Source organism: Bradyrhizobium sp. AUGA SZCCT0177, from assembly GCF_018130125.1.
In the GTDB taxonomy this organism is placed as follows: domain Bacteria; phylum Pseudomonadota; class Alphaproteobacteria; order Rhizobiales; family Xanthobacteraceae; genus Bradyrhizobium.
In genome coordinates this window covers 1-12,365 of the sequence record NZ_JAFCMA010000027.1, presented here as the reverse complement: position 1 = coordinate 12,365, position 12,365 = coordinate 1, and the positions used below count along the sequence as shown (strand labels likewise).

The window sequence follows — 12,365 nt, the reverse complement described above, 5'->3', positions numbered from 1 at the left end:
AGAACGAATGTATAATGGTTGAATACATCAGGGTTTCTACGGAAAATCTCGATCTATCTGCCCGCTAATGTGCATTTGATTGATTGAACCGCCCGATCCGGAACCGCGCGCGGAACTGCTTATCGCGCAGCGAAATGGAACTCGCGACGGTGCGCATCCGTAGCGGTACGGAACTTGCTGCGTAGTGATACGGGACCGCGGTAGCGGGCCCTGGATGCGTTCGCTGCGCTCATTAACATTTGCCCGGGCCGCTTCCACTTGATTGGCGCTGCCGAGCAAAGCCTTCTGCTCCGTCGTTTCGGCGGTGGGTCCTTCGCAGGCGTCACGCGCGACGGTTTGATTGAGCAGCCGCTTGGCGGCGCGGAGGCTTCCGTCTTGCTTGAGGCACGCGCCGGCTTCAGCAATCGCCGTAAGCATCGCCGCATCAAGCGCATTCATCTTGCCCGTGGCCCTTCTCCTTGCTCCCACCCAGACCATGGGCATCTCCGTTTTCACGGCGGCGCAGGAAGGTGCCTAGTATCCCGCGACCGCCAGTGCGACGACGGCGGTGAGCGCCTTCCATCCAAAGCCGCGTCCGCGCGACCACCACGCATTCGCCGCGGCCGCAAAGGCGTAGATCGCGATCACGGTAATGACGATCCAGTGCCGGGCGCTCTCTGAGCCGAAGGAAGGAGCTGCGATCAGCAGCACTGCGCCGCCGATCCAAGCCACGGTGCCGGCCTGCCACACCAGCCGGATCAGGGTCCGCAAGCTCTCGGGCTGGATGGTCGCTTTGGCGAACACCTTGGTTTCCCCGAGCACGCCGTGAATCAGGGACACCGCTATTCCGGCGACGCCGGCGCATTGCAGAATGATATCGCGCATCGGATAAGTCTCCATACAGTCATGTATGGTTATGACTTGCCGCCTGGCGGCTGTCAATACAGTAGTGTATGGTGGATGTCGCAGGACGGGAACATGGGCGATCAACTCTCGGGGCAGGATTGGGTCGACCAGGGTCTGAAGACGCTGGCGAAAAGCGGCTTCACGGCGCTGAAGGCGGAACCGCTGGCCAAGGCGATGGGGGTGTCGCGCGGCAGTTTCTACTGGCATTTCGCGGATATTTCCGCGTTCCATGCCGCGATCCTCAAGCAATGGCGCGAAATCGCCGCCGAACAGATCATCGCCGGGGTCGAGGCCGCATCAAAGAACGAGAATCCGCTCGAGGTGCTGCTGCGCCGGGTGTTCGGCGCAAGACTGGCGCTGGAAAACGCGGTCCGCACCTGGGCCAGCGTCGACTCCGCGGCGCGGGCGGCGGTGCAGGCGATCGACCGCCGCAGGCTCGGCTATGTCGAGAGCCTGTTGGCGCAGTCCGGATTATCCGCGGAGGTGGCCCGCGCCCGCGCGCAAATCCTCTATTGGGCGTTTCTCGGTTTTGCCCTGTCGGACCAGCCACTGCCGAAGGCGCAGCAACAGGCCATGCTCGACGAAATGCTGCGGATAGCCACCTCGCGATGACAAGTTTGGTGTGCTAAGGGACCGGCCAAGCTGGAGATCACAAATGAATTCGCCCGAACGCCTCGACAGCACCGTCGATCCGAAATTGCTGGAAATCCTGGTGTGCCCGATCACCAAGGGCCCGCTGGAGTTCGACGCCTCCACGCAGGAGCTGATCTCGCGCTCCGCCAAGCTCGCCTACCCGATCCGCGACGGCATCCCGATCATGCTGCCGGAAGAGGCCAGGAAGATCGATTGAAGAGAACACCGGCGCTTCCGCGTCATTGCGAGGAGCGCAGCGACGAAGCAATCCATCTATCCGTTATGCCGTGCTATGGATTGCTTCGCTTCGCTCGCAATGACGGCCTCGTAGAGCCACCTACAGCGCCTCGCCCTTCAGCAGCCGCGGCACTTCGCCTGATAATCCCGCGGCCTGGCGGATGAACAGGCTTTTCAGCGGCGGCGCGCGATCGACCAGGCCCAATCCGATGTCGCGCACCGTGCGCAGCAGCGTCGATTCGTTCGAGAACAGGAAGTTCAGCGAGTTGGTCGCAACTCCCATCGCCATGGTGTCGAACCGGCGCCAGCGCTGGTACCGTTCGAGCACGTCGGCCTGGCCGAGATCCATGCCGAGCCGCGCGGCGTCGACCACGACTTCGGCCAAGGCTGCGACATCCTTCAGCCCCATGTTGAGTCCCTGCCCTGCGATGGGGTGGATCACATGCGCGGCGTCGCCGATCAGCGCCAGACGTTCGCCGATGAAGGAGCGCGCGACGAAATAGCCGAGCGGAAACGCGCGCGGCTTGTCGAGCGCCTTGACCTCGCCGAGATGCAGGCCGAATCGCTGTTCGAGCTCGCCGTGAAATTCGTCTTCGCCGAGCGCGGTGATGCGCGCGGCTTCGGTGCGGTTCTCGGTCCACACCAGCGATGAGCGCTTTCCGGTCAGCGGCAGGATCGCGAACGGGCCCGCGGGCAAAAAATGTTCTTCGGCACGGCCACCATGATCGCGCTCATGGCCGACGGTGACGACGATGCCGGATTGATCATAGTCCCAGCCATGGGTGGCGATCCCGGCGCGTTCGCGCAGCTTTGAGCGCGCGCCGTCGGCGGCGACCAGCAGGCTGGCTTCGATGATCGTGCCGTCGGCGAGCGTCACGTCGACGCCGTCAGTGCGTGAATCGAACGAGGCAATGGCGGTCGCGCGCAGCTCGATGCCCTCGGCCTCGGTGCGCGCCACCAGCGCATCGATCAGATATCGGTTCTCGACCATATGCGCGAAGGGCTCGCCGGGCTCGACATTGCCGGCGAAAGTGAGGAACACCGGACGGGTGGCGTCATCAAGCTTGGAATCGGTCACGACCATGTCGAGAATCGGCTGCGCGGTGGGCGCGATCTGGCCCCAGACGCCGAGCGCCTCGAACAGCCGCCGGCAGGCGGCGACGATCGCGGTGGCGCGCGGATCGCGGCTCGGCTTTGAGGCCAGCGCCGGATCGGCCACGATGACAGGAATATCGCGGCCCAGGCCCTGACGGAGCGCCAGCGCCAGCGCCAGCCCCGCAAAGGCGCCGCCGCAGATGACAATACTTCGCTGTGCCGGCATAGGGACCTGCTTCATTCATACTCTTGCTACCGGAGTATAGCTGGGTGAAACAGAGGTGAGAAACAAGGCTTTATCCCGTCATTCCGGGGCGATGCGCAGCATCGAACCGGGAATCTCGAGATTCCGGGTTCAAGCGACGACGCGTGCCCCGGAATGACCCGAAAAACCGAAAGTGCCGCCATGTCCGCAAGCGTGACCGACCTGATTTCGATCCTCGACATCGAACCGATCGAGGTGAATCTGTTTCGCGGCAACAGCCCGAAAACCGCGTGGCAGCGGGTGTTCGGCGGCCAGGTGATCGGACAGGCGATGGTGGCGGCGTGCCGCACCGTCGAAGGCCGGCTGCCGCATTCGCTGCACTGCTATTTCATCCTGCCGGGCGACCCGCAGGTCCCGATTATCTACCAGGTCGAACGCTTACGCGACGGCAAGAGCTATTCGACCCGCCGCGTCACCGCCATTCAACATGGCAACGCGATCTTCTCGATCATGGTCTCGTTCCACGCCGAGGAGGATGGCGCCTTCAACCACCAGGACAAGATGCCGGACGTGCCGCCTCCGGAAAAACTCTCCGCCGAGGAAGTCGCCAAGCAGCCGGTGTTCAAGGAGATGCCGGAGTTCATCCAGCGCTATTACGAGATGGACCGGCCGATCGAGTTGCGCCCGGTCGAACTCGGCCGCTATTTCGGCGAGCAGATCGACGACGGCCGCATCAATGTCTGGATCCGCACCGCGGCAAAACTCCCCGACGATCCGGCGCTGCATATGTGCGCGCTGGCCTATGCGTCGGATTTCTCGCTGCTCGACGCCGTGATGGCGCGCTACGGCCGCACGCTGTTCGACAGCAACGTGATGCCGGCCAGCCTCGATCACGCGATGTGGTTTCACCGGCCATTCCGCGCCGACGAATGGCTGCTTTATTCGCAGGATTCACCGAGCGCACAGGGCGGCCGCGGGTTGGCCCGCGGCCTGATCTTCAAGCCCGACGGCACGCTGGTGGCGTCGGTGGCCCAGGAAGGCTCGATCCGCCAGCGCAGGGCATAGCGTTTTCTACCCGTTCGGCTGCGCGCCTCGCTCGGCCAACACTGTCTGCGACGCCAGCCACTGCCACATCCATCGATACACCCATGGAATCGGGATGATGAAGATCGAGGCAATTCCGGCCACGATCGCGCGCCACAGGAATTCCAGCCCGGTGCCGATGAACAGGACTTCACGCTGCGTGCCCTGGATATTGCGACAAGCCCAACGCATCATCGCGGTATAAACCCACGCCCAGCCGATGATGGTGAAGATGGCGAGCACCCCGAGGATCGAGTATCCCAGATAGGCCCAGATCGAACCTGTGAAGCTGAGCCCGAGCGGCTGCCCGTCGGACGCGAGGTTCGCGATGAACCATTTCAGGAAAAGCCAGTAGAGAACAAACTGGACGAGGTTCGCCAGATTGCTGAGCACATCACTGCCGAGGAAGGTTACCGCAACGAGAAGCACGATAGCCCCGAAATACCAGGGAACGATGGTCATCGCATTGCCGGTGAAGCTGAGGTTCGGCCGGCCCGGCACCTTGATGCACGGCACGAGCCAGTTGAGGTACCAGACCAGGACCCACGGCGCCGGGATCACCAACACCATTCCGATAATCATCACGAGGCTGCGCCAGACAAACTCCAGGATGCCGAAATCGATCGACAGCGGGCCACCCCCGTAACCGCCTCCGCCCGCATAACCGCCAGCGCCGCTGCTCATCGGCGGCGGGCCGCCCGGTTGCGCAACCGGCGGCGGGGCGCCACCCGCCGGCATCAGGCCGGGAATTTCGCCCGCGCGCTGCCAGCCGGACATTCCCTCTGACCAGACCAGCGTATCGGCCCTGACCGTGCCCCTTGTGATGAGATCGCGCAGCTGGGCTTCCGGAAAGGGCCCCTGTTGCTGGCCATTCGCTGCATAAAACCACGATCGGTTCGACATTTTTAATCCCTTGGGTCGTGGAAACGGGGGAAGCCGGCGGGGCGGCTGGCGAAAAACCCATTGTGTCCGAGGATCATATTCCCTGTACAGTGACAGGGGTCACCAGCTGCAAATGTTTTCCCCTTAAACCTGCAACTTTTTTGTGCCATTTGCATAGAAAGATGCCAGATTTGCATTTCGGCAGCGAGCCGCCGGGGGCGGCCAGCCTGCCGAACACGCCGAAAGAACGTCAAAGACAACGTCTAAAAAGACCGCCCAAGCGAACTTCCAATAGAGCATCCCAAGAGACATGAAGGCCTGACCATGAAACTCGTCGTCGCGATCATCAAACCATTCAAGCTTGACGAGGTGCGCCAGGCGCTGACCGCCATCGGCGTGCACGGCATGACCGTCACCGAGGTCAAGGGGTACGGCCGTCAGAAGGGCCACACCGAAATCTATCGCGGCGCCGAATATGTCGTGAACTTCCTGCCCAAGCTGCGCATCGAAATCGCGGTCGCCTCCGACGTCGCGGACAAGGCGGTCGAGGTCATCACCGCGCATGCGCGCACCGGCCAGATCGGCGACGGCAAGATTTTCGTGACGCCGATCGATCACGCACTTCGCATTCGCACCGGCGAGACCGACAGCGACGCGCTCTGAAGTTTTCATTTCAGTTCAACGCGCGCGGGCAACGACGCCTGACGCGCGAACAAAAAACGACAACAGAACGACAACAGGCCGGGGAAATTCCATGGGGGCACTCTCGATTCGTGCAGCGAAGATCGCTGCGCTCAGCATTCTTGCGATGAACGTCTCGCCGGCGACGCCGGCCTTTGCGCAGACATCGACCATCAACGCCGCCGACACCGCGTGGATGATCGTCGCCACCGCGCTCGTCCTGATGATGACGATACCGGGCCTAGCCCTGTTCTATTCCGGCATGGTGCGCAAGAAGAACGTGCTGGCGACGATGGCGCAGAGTCTCGCTGCGGTCGCGATCATCTCCATTCTCTGGGTGTGTTTCGGCTATTCGCTGGCGTTCGTCGGCGACGGTCCCTGGATCGGCACGCTGGACCGCTGGTTCCTCATCGGCATTACCATGGACAGCGTCAACCCGGCGGCGAAGACGATCCCGGAAGCGCTTTTCATGCTGTACCAGATGACGTTTGCGATCATCACGGTCGCGCTGGTGGCGGGCGCGGTAGCCGACCGGATGCGGTTCTCGGCCTATCTGCTGTTCTCGATCGGCTGGTTCATGTTCGTCTATGTGCCGCTGGCGCATTGGGTGTGGGGCGGCGGCTTCCTCGCCGCCATGGGCGTGCTGGATTTTGCCGGCGGTCTCGTCGTGCATCTGTCCGCCGGCATCGGCGGTCTGGTTGCCGCCAAGGTGATGGGACAGCGTCACGGCTATGGCAGCGACAATCTCTCCCCGTTCGACCTGTCGCTCGCCGTCATCGGCACCGGATTGCTGTGGGTCGGCTGGTTCGGATTCAACGGCGGCTCGGCGCTGGCGGCGAACTCGCGCGCCGTCATGGCCATCACCGCAACGCATCTGGCTGCCTGCGCCGGCGCGCTGACCTGGGGCGCGATCGAATGGGCAACGCGGCGCAAGCCCTCCGTGCTCGGCATGATCTCCGGCGCGATCGCAGGCCTCGGCACGATTACGCCGGCCTCCGGTTACGTCGCACCGTGGCACGGAATCATCATCGGTCTGGTGGCGGGTTTGGTTTGCTTCTGGGCCTGCACCTGGCTCAAGCACCGCTTCAAGTATGACGATTCGCTCGACGTGTTCGGCGTCCACGGCATCGGCGGCATGACCGGCACCCTGCTCGCCGGCGTTTTTGCCACCGCCGCCATCGGCGGCACCGGCGGCCTGATCGAAGGCCATCCGCAGCAGGTGCTGATCCAGCTCTACGGCATCGGCGTCACCCTGGTGTGGTCGGGCGGCGTCACCTTCGTGCTGCTCAAGCTGGTGAGCGCGTTCGTGCCGCTGCGGGTGTCACTGCAGCAGGAGCTCGAAGGCCTCGATATTTCGCAGCACGGCGAGGCGCTTCAGTAAGCCGCCGCGTCGGGCTTGCACAACACATAAGTGTGTGCTTATGTGTTGACATGATCGAAACCGACATCTTCAAGGCGCTGGCGGATCCCACCCGCCGCAAGGTCTTTGAGAAGCTCGCCGGCGGAAGCCTCAACGCCAGCGCCTTGCGCGATGGAATGGAGATCAGCCAACCGGCGGTGTCGCAGCATCTCGCGGTGCTGCGCGCGGCCGGACTCGTGCGCGAACAGCGGCACGGCCGCTTCGTGAACTACGAAGTCGATCCGGACGGTATCGCCAGCATCGGGACGTGGCTTGCGCGCTACCGCGCCTACTGGCCGAAGCGCATCGAGGCGCTCTCCGACCTCTTGAAGGACATGGATCAATGAGCGATGCCGTCGAGCCTGATCACACTGAGGCCCTCGAGCTCGAATACGAACTCGATGCGCCGCCCGAGAAAGTCTGGCGCGCGGTGACCATTCCTGCGCTGCGCGAACGCTGGCTTCCCGATTGCGATCTTTCCGGAGCCGAACCGGAATCGTCAGTCACGGGCGAGGAGGTCCGCTATCGTCTGCGCGAGCAAGAACCGCCGTTCCGCGAAAGCCACGTCACCTTCAAGATCGCGCCAAACGAGGCCGGCGGCACCCGCTTCCGCATCATTCAAGAGGCCTGCGATATCCGCAGAATTCAGCCGCGGCCAGCCAACAGCAACAGCGGCTGCATGATGCGCGCGGCTTGATCGCAGACACCATCACCTTCTGAGACTTCATCAACCTACTGAAACGGAGGTCGCCGATGCGCGACATGATGCAACTCGTCCCGATGGTCGTTGAACAGTCCACCCGCGGCGAACGCTCCTTCGACATCTATTCCAGACTCTTGCGCGAACGCATCATCTTCCTGAACGGCGAGGTCAATGATGCCATGTCCGGACTTGTTTGCGCGCAGCTGCTGTTCCTCGAGGCCGAGAACCCGAACAAGCCGATCAATCTCTACATCAACTCCTATGGCGGCGTGATCACCAGCGGGCTTGCGATGTACGACACCATGCAGTTCATCAAGGCACCGGTTCATACACTGTGCATGGGCACCGCGCGCTCCATGGGATCGTTCCTGCTGATGGCGGGTGAGCCCGGTCACCGCGCCGCCTTGCCCAACGCCAGCCTTCACGTGCACCAGCCGCTCGGCGGCTTCCAAGGCCAGGCGTCCGACGTCCTGATCCATGCCACTGAAATGCAGGAGACCAAGCGGCGCATCACCCGGCTCTATGCGCAGCATTGCGGACGTCCTGGAGAGGAGGTGGAACGGACGCTGGACCGCGATCACTTTATGACCGCCCAGCAGGCGCTCGCGTGGGGACTGATCGACAAGGTTCTCGCGGAACGCGATGCCGCCTGACGGGTCCGCGTCTGGGTCTCGGTGCAGCAGAAGCTAAAGTGCTTGGAGATTTCGCAGCACGGCGAGGCGCTTCAGTAGAACTACCCATCTGGATACCGCCTTCCTGCCCTCGCACTGGGCAGGATTATGTCCGGAGTCTGGCGTGCCCGCGCCTTGACCAGACGTGCCTATTTTTTGAGCGCGACGGAATAGCGCAGTTTGGTTCCCCTCCCCGAAAGGTCGAAAAGGCCCGGATTCATAAACCGTTAGGGAAATCCGCCGTTCTGGCACGGCATTTGATTCTATGGGTCCTGGCTGTGCCCGCGAAGTGAACTTCTCCGCGTGGTGAACCTCAGTCGAGAACGCCCGGTATGTCTGAACCGGGCCAAGCGGGGATAGGACCCATGAAAATTGTTATGGCGATCATCAAGCCATTCAAACTCGAAGAAGTCCGGGACGCCCTGACCGCCATTGGCGTTCACGGTCTCACGGTGACGGAAGTCAAAGGCTATGGTCGGCAGAAAGGCCACACGGAAATCTATCGCGGCGCTGAATACGCGGTGAGCTTCCTGCCCAAGATCAAGATCGAGGTCGCTGTGGCCTCGGATCAGGTCGACAAGACCATCGACGCCATCACCTCGGCAGCAAAAACCGGACAAATCGGCGACGGCAAGATCTTCGTCATCAACCTCGACCATGCGGTTCGTATCCGCACCGGTGAGGCGGATGCCGCGGCCCTCTGATTTCGCGCTCAATCATACCACTCAGGAGTACAACAAATGACGTTCAAACGTCCCTATAGCGCGGGATTGACGGCCCTCGCCGTCGGCATGTTCGCCGCGACCTCCGCTTACGCGGAAGCCACTGTCAACAAGGGCGACAACGCCTGGATGCTCACGTCGACGGTGCTGGTGCTGTTGATGACGATCCCCGGCCTTGCACTGTTCTATGGTGGTCTGGTCCGCTCCAAGAACATGCTCTCGGTCCTGATGCAGGTTTTCTACACCGTCTGCATCGTCACCCTGATCTGGGCGGTCTACGGCTACAGCCTCGCCTTCACCGGCGGATCGGACTTCATCGGCGGCTTCTCCAAGGCGTTCCTGAAGATCGCGCCGGAAGGCAAGACGATTCTCGACGCTCAGGCGGCGACCTTCTCCGCCGACGTCAACATCACGGAGCTGATTTATATCTGCTTCCAGATGACCTTCGCGTGCATCACCCCCGCACTCATCGTCGGCGCCTTCGCCGAACGCATGAAGTTCTCGGCTGTCGCGCTGTTCGTGCCGCTCTGGGTAACGCTGATCTATCTGCCGATCGCGCACATGGTTTGGTACTGGGCCGGACCGGACGCGATCTCTGCGGCGCTCAAGACGTTCGAAGCCGCGACGGACAAGGCAGCTGCGCAGGCCGCCTTCGATGCGGCGAAGACCGCGTTCGGAGACGACCAGGGCTGGATCTTCAAGAAGGGCGCGATCGACTTCGCGGGTGGCACCGTGGTGCACATCAACGCCGGCATCGCCGGTCTCGTCGGTGCGCTCCTGATCGGCAAGCGCGTCGGTTACGGCAAGGAGCTGATGGCTCCGCACTCGCTGACCATGACCATGATCGGCGCTTCGCTGCTCTGGGTCGGCTGGTTCGGCTTCAATGCCGGATCGAACCTCGAAGCCTCCGGCGGCGCCGCGCTCGCCATGACCAACTCCTTCGTTGCAACCGCAGCGGCGGCGATGGCCTGGATGTTCGCGGAATGGATCGTCAAGGGTCACCCCTCGGTGCTCGGCGCGTTGTCGGGTGCGGTGGCGGGCCTGGTGGCGGTTACGCCTGCGGCCGGTTACGCCGGTCCGATGGGCGCGATCGTGCTCGGTCTCGTGGTCGGAATCGTCTGCCTGTTCTTCTGCACCGTAGTGAAGAATGCGCTCGGCTATGACGACTCGCTCGACGTGTTCGGCGTCCACTGCGTCGGCGGCATCGTCGGCGCGCTCGGCACCGGCATCCTGGTGAACCCGGCCCTCGGCGGTACCGGCGTCATGGACTACACCATCGGCAAGGTCGCCGAATACGACTTCGCAGCGCAGATGGTCTCGCAGTTCTGGGGCGTCTGCACCACGCTGGTGTGGTCGGGCATCGGTTCTGCCATCCTCTTCAAGGTCGTCGATGTCATCGTCGGCCTGCGCGTCAACGTCGAGACCGAACGTGAAGGCCTCGATGTCACCGAGCACACGGAGCGCGCTTACAATATGTGAGTTCTCCCGGGGTGCGATCCCTTGGGGTCGCACCCACAACTCCGGTTCGGGCGCATACCCGGCAATGCCCTGACCGTTGAGGGGCTCCAGCGCAAGTTGGAGCCCCTTTCTTTTTGTTCGGGCCGCTGGACAAGAATCGTAGGATGGGTGGAGCGCAGCGATACTCATCCTTCCATTGCGCGGGTGAGGAGATGGGTATCCCGCCTGTCATCGGACGCGAATTCGCGCGACCCGTTGGCTCCACCCATCCTGCGGACCATCACCCGAACTTCGCGCTGAGTTTCGGAAACAGGTCGTATACCTCGTCTTCCTGCCACTCGGTTCCGGATGGCTGAGCCGGCGCACTCCGCTGCGGTGGATTGCCGGCAACCGCTTCGACACCATCGGTGACGGCGTATTGATAGCCTTCGTAGAACCAGTCCAATTCATCAAAACCGTCGTCCGCCAGTGAGTCCGGATCCGACAGCGCGCGCTTGAATGCCTGACGTCCCCTGGAGATCAACGCAGCGCGAAAATCGGAGAAGGTATCGTCGCTGCAACCGCCATTGATGATGTAGGCGGCGCCCCACAGCGGCCAGCAATAGGCCTTGTCCATCATCCCATCGAAGTGCTGCGCAAATTCAAGCGCCTCGTCCTTCGGCAGCGCTGCGATTTGCTGGCGCAGCCCTTCGCATTTTTGATCCATGTCGCCGCCCGAATTATCGTGCGCGCGCTGCACGATCTTCCAGAAACCGTCCTCGTCCATCACATGCTCCTGCCATCGAGCTCGCCTTCCCGCGTCATGCACAGACTAATCCGGGAACGGCAGAGATCACGATGGAACAGAAACCAGAGCTAAAAAAGCATTGCCAAATCCTGCGCGCGGAGCAGAATTGACCACAACAATAACCGGGAGGACGTCATGAAACTCGAAGGCGGATGCTATTGCGGCGCTGTGCGCTATCAGGCCGAGGGCGAGCCGATGATGCAGGCGCAATGTCATTGCCGCGAATGCCAGTACGTTACCGGCGGCTCGCCCAATATGTTCGTTGTGATGCCGCCCGACGGCTTCAAATACACCAAAGGTGGGCCGAAGCAGTTTTCACGCAAGGACCTTGAGAAGCCGGTGACACGCGAATTCTGCGCCGAATGCGGCACGCATATGGTGACCCGGCCGCAGCGGCCGGTCGTGGTGGTGAAGGTCGGAACCCTCGATAACCCCGCTATGATCACGCCGCAGATCGCCATCTACACAGTCGACAAGCAGCCCTTCCACCACATTCCCGAGGGCATGCCGAGTTTCGAGCGGTTGCCGCAGCGGTAGGTGTTCCGGCATCGTCATTGCGAGCGAAGCGAAGCAAATCCATAGCGCGGCATAGCGATTGTGGATTGCTTCGTCGCTTCGCTCCTCGCAATGACGCTTAGCTGTGACATAAACAACACGACGGGCAAATCAATTCTGATTTACGGAAGTTGTGTCAAGCCCTGAAATAAAAAATATTTCTGTTTACCAGAACACAAATCAGGGGCATATATTCGCCCATCCCGTCCTACTCAGAAGGGCGTCGGCCGTCGTCACGGACGTTGGACGGGTTGCGGTGGACGCTGGTTTGCGCTGAGACGACGGCGCGGACTAAGCGTACGGCAAAACCGTGTGGTCCTGGCGCCCGTTGCAGGCGTCAAGCTGTCGGAGAAGCGCAAGCGGGAACGG

At 62.2% G+C, this 12,365-nt stretch carries 16 protein-coding genes; 11 read left to right on the top strand and 5 right to left on the bottom strand.

Translation table 11 applies throughout. The features are described 5' to 3' along the window. Nucleotides 1-36: 36 nt before the first annotated feature. Together JQ597_RS27320 and JQ597_RS27315 are read right to left on the bottom strand one after the other, a co-directional pair. On the bottom strand, nt 37-477 hold the full coding sequence (locus JQ597_RS27320) for a hypothetical protein (RefSeq protein ID WP_212268544.1): 441 nt from the start codon (nt 475-477) through the stop codon (nt 37-39). Between the two features lie 36 nt (nt 478-513). Next, on the bottom strand, nt 514-864 hold the full coding sequence (locus JQ597_RS27315; protein ID WP_212210265.1) for a hypothetical protein: 351 nt from the start codon (nt 862-864) through the stop codon (nt 514-516). A 93-nt stretch (nt 865-957) separates the two neighbouring features. Between JQ597_RS27315 and JQ597_RS27310 the strand changes: the two genes are divergently transcribed. Both JQ597_RS27310 and JQ597_RS27305 read left to right on the top strand, forming a co-directional pair. Then, on the top strand, nt 958-1,497 hold the full coding sequence (locus JQ597_RS27310; RefSeq protein ID WP_212268542.1) for a TetR/AcrR family transcriptional regulator: 540 nt from the start codon (nt 958-960) through the stop codon (nt 1,495-1,497). Between the two features lie 43 nt (nt 1,498-1,540). Next, nucleotides 1,541-1,735, top strand: a complete 195-nt coding sequence (locus JQ597_RS27305) for a Trm112 family protein (protein ID WP_212268540.1) — start codon at nt 1,541-1,543, stop codon at nt 1,733-1,735. 120 nt (nt 1,736-1,855) lie between these two features. Here the strand turns inward: JQ597_RS27305 and JQ597_RS27300 are convergent, their stop codons facing one another. Then, nucleotides 1,856-3,076 carry a ubiquinone biosynthesis hydroxylase gene (locus JQ597_RS27300; RefSeq protein WP_212268686.1) on the bottom strand — a complete coding sequence of 407 codons (1,221 nt, stop codon included), beginning with the start codon at nt 3,074-3,076 and terminating at the stop codon, nt 1,856-1,858. Nucleotides 3,077-3,256: 180 nt separating this feature from the next. Here JQ597_RS27300 and tesB point away from each other — a divergent pair, with 180 nt between their 5' ends. Next, on the top strand, nt 3,257-4,120 hold the full coding sequence (tesB, locus tag JQ597_RS27295) for an acyl-CoA thioesterase II (protein WP_212268538.1): 864 nt from the start codon (nt 3,257-3,259) through the stop codon (nt 4,118-4,120). Between the two features lie 6 nt (nt 4,121-4,126). Here the strand turns inward: tesB and JQ597_RS27290 are convergent, their stop codons facing one another. After that, entirely contained in the window at nt 4,127-5,041 is a 915-nt protein-coding gene (locus JQ597_RS27290; protein WP_212268536.1) for a DUF4339 domain-containing protein, read from the bottom strand. Nucleotides 5,042-5,344: 303 nt separating this feature from the next. Between JQ597_RS27290 and JQ597_RS27285 the strand changes: the two genes are divergently transcribed. The 7 genes from JQ597_RS27285 (at nt 5,345) to JQ597_RS27255 (ending at nt 10,675) form a co-directional block, all read left to right on the top strand. Further along, on the top strand, nt 5,345-5,683 hold the full coding sequence (locus tag JQ597_RS27285; protein ID WP_192740630.1) for a P-II family nitrogen regulator: 339 nt from the start codon (nt 5,345-5,347) through the stop codon (nt 5,681-5,683). 91 nt (nt 5,684-5,774) lie between these two features. Further along, the gene (locus tag JQ597_RS27280; protein WP_212268534.1) at nt 5,775-7,082 is read left to right on the top strand and encodes an ammonium transporter; all 1,308 of its coding nucleotides are present in this window, start codon (nt 5,775-5,777) and stop codon (nt 7,080-7,082) included. Nucleotides 7,083-7,132: 50 nt separating this feature from the next. After that, nucleotides 7,133-7,447, top strand: coding sequence for an ArsR/SmtB family transcription factor (locus JQ597_RS27275; RefSeq protein WP_212268531.1), 315 nt, complete (start codon nt 7,133-7,135; stop codon nt 7,445-7,447). After that, nucleotides 7,444-7,797, top strand: coding sequence for an SRPBCC family protein (locus JQ597_RS27270; RefSeq protein WP_212268529.1), 354 nt, complete (start codon nt 7,444-7,446; stop codon nt 7,795-7,797). Before JQ597_RS27275 ends, JQ597_RS27270 begins: the two co-directional genes overlap by 4 nt. 56 nt (nt 7,798-7,853) lie before the next feature. Next, the gene (locus JQ597_RS27265) at nt 7,854-8,456 is read left to right on the top strand and encodes an ATP-dependent Clp protease proteolytic subunit (RefSeq protein ID WP_212268527.1); all 603 of its coding nucleotides are present in this window, start codon (nt 7,854-7,856) and stop codon (nt 8,454-8,456) included. A gap of 383 nt (nt 8,457-8,839) precedes the next feature. Continuing rightward, entirely contained in the window at nt 8,840-9,178 is a 339-nt protein-coding gene (locus JQ597_RS27260) for a P-II family nitrogen regulator (RefSeq protein WP_008142813.1), read from the top strand. A 36-nt stretch (nt 9,179-9,214) separates the two neighbouring features. Beyond that, complete coding sequence (locus tag JQ597_RS27255) at nt 9,215-10,675, top strand: ammonium transporter (protein WP_212268525.1); 1,461 nt, start codon at nt 9,215-9,217, stop codon at nt 10,673-10,675. Nucleotides 10,676-10,934: 259 nt separating this feature from the next. Here the strand turns inward: JQ597_RS27255 and JQ597_RS27250 are convergent, their stop codons facing one another. Beyond that, the gene (locus JQ597_RS27250) at nt 10,935-11,420 is read right to left on the bottom strand and encodes a DUF4240 domain-containing protein (RefSeq protein ID WP_212268523.1); all 486 of its coding nucleotides are present in this window, start codon (nt 11,418-11,420) and stop codon (nt 10,935-10,937) included. Nucleotides 11,421-11,576: 156 nt separating this feature from the next. Between JQ597_RS27250 and JQ597_RS27245 the strand changes: the two genes are divergently transcribed. Beyond that, complete coding sequence (locus JQ597_RS27245; RefSeq protein ID WP_212268522.1) at nt 11,577-11,978, top strand: GFA family protein; 402 nt, start codon at nt 11,577-11,579, stop codon at nt 11,976-11,978. The last annotated feature ends 387 nt before the right edge of the window (nt 11,979-12,365 follow it).

What these genes read in the sequence shown, in the direction of transcription:
- JQ597_RS27265 (WP_212268527.1), top strand. Translation starts at nt 7,854, where the DNA reads ATGCGCGACATGATGCAACTCGTCCCGATGGTCGTTGAACAGTCCACC.
- JQ597_RS27275 (WP_212268531.1), top strand. Translation starts at nt 7,133, where the DNA reads ATGATCGAAACCGACATCTTCAAGGCGCTGGCGGATCCCACCCGCCGC.
- tesB (WP_212268538.1), top strand. Translation starts at nt 3,257, where the DNA reads ATGTCCGCAAGCGTGACCGACCTGATTTCGATCCTCGACATCGAACCG.
- JQ597_RS27260 (WP_008142813.1), top strand. Translation starts at nt 8,840, where the DNA reads ATGAAAATTGTTATGGCGATCATCAAGCCATTCAAACTCGAAGAAGTC.
- JQ597_RS27245 (WP_212268522.1), top strand. Translation starts at nt 11,577, where the DNA reads ATGAAACTCGAAGGCGGATGCTATTGCGGCGCTGTGCGCTATCAGGCC.
- JQ597_RS27320 (WP_212268544.1), bottom strand. Translation starts at nt 477, where the DNA reads ATGGTCTGGGTGGGAGCAAGGAGAAGGGCCACGGGCAAGATGAATGCG.
- JQ597_RS27280 (WP_212268534.1), top strand. Translation starts at nt 5,775, where the DNA reads ATGGGGGCACTCTCGATTCGTGCAGCGAAGATCGCTGCGCTCAGCATT.
- JQ597_RS27315 (WP_212210265.1), bottom strand. Translation starts at nt 864, where the DNA reads ATGCGCGATATCATTCTGCAATGCGCCGGCGTCGCCGGAATAGCGGTG.
- JQ597_RS27290 (WP_212268536.1), bottom strand. Translation starts at nt 5,041, where the DNA reads ATGTCGAACCGATCGTGGTTTTATGCAGCGAATGGCCAGCAACAGGGG.
- JQ597_RS27255 (WP_212268525.1), top strand. Translation starts at nt 9,215, where the DNA reads ATGACGTTCAAACGTCCCTATAGCGCGGGATTGACGGCCCTCGCCGTC.
- JQ597_RS27310 (WP_212268542.1), top strand. Translation starts at nt 958, where the DNA reads ATGGGCGATCAACTCTCGGGGCAGGATTGGGTCGACCAGGGTCTGAAG.
- JQ597_RS27250 (WP_212268523.1), bottom strand. Translation starts at nt 11,420, where the DNA reads ATGGACGAGGACGGTTTCTGGAAGATCGTGCAGCGCGCGCACGATAAT.
- JQ597_RS27305 (WP_212268540.1), top strand. Translation starts at nt 1,541, where the DNA reads ATGAATTCGCCCGAACGCCTCGACAGCACCGTCGATCCGAAATTGCTG.
- JQ597_RS27285 (WP_192740630.1), top strand. Translation starts at nt 5,345, where the DNA reads ATGAAACTCGTCGTCGCGATCATCAAACCATTCAAGCTTGACGAGGTG.
- JQ597_RS27270 (WP_212268529.1), top strand. Translation starts at nt 7,444, where the DNA reads ATGAGCGATGCCGTCGAGCCTGATCACACTGAGGCCCTCGAGCTCGAA.
- JQ597_RS27300 (WP_212268686.1), bottom strand. Translation starts at nt 3,076, where the DNA reads ATGCCGGCACAGCGAAGTATTGTCATCTGCGGCGGCGCCTTTGCGGGG.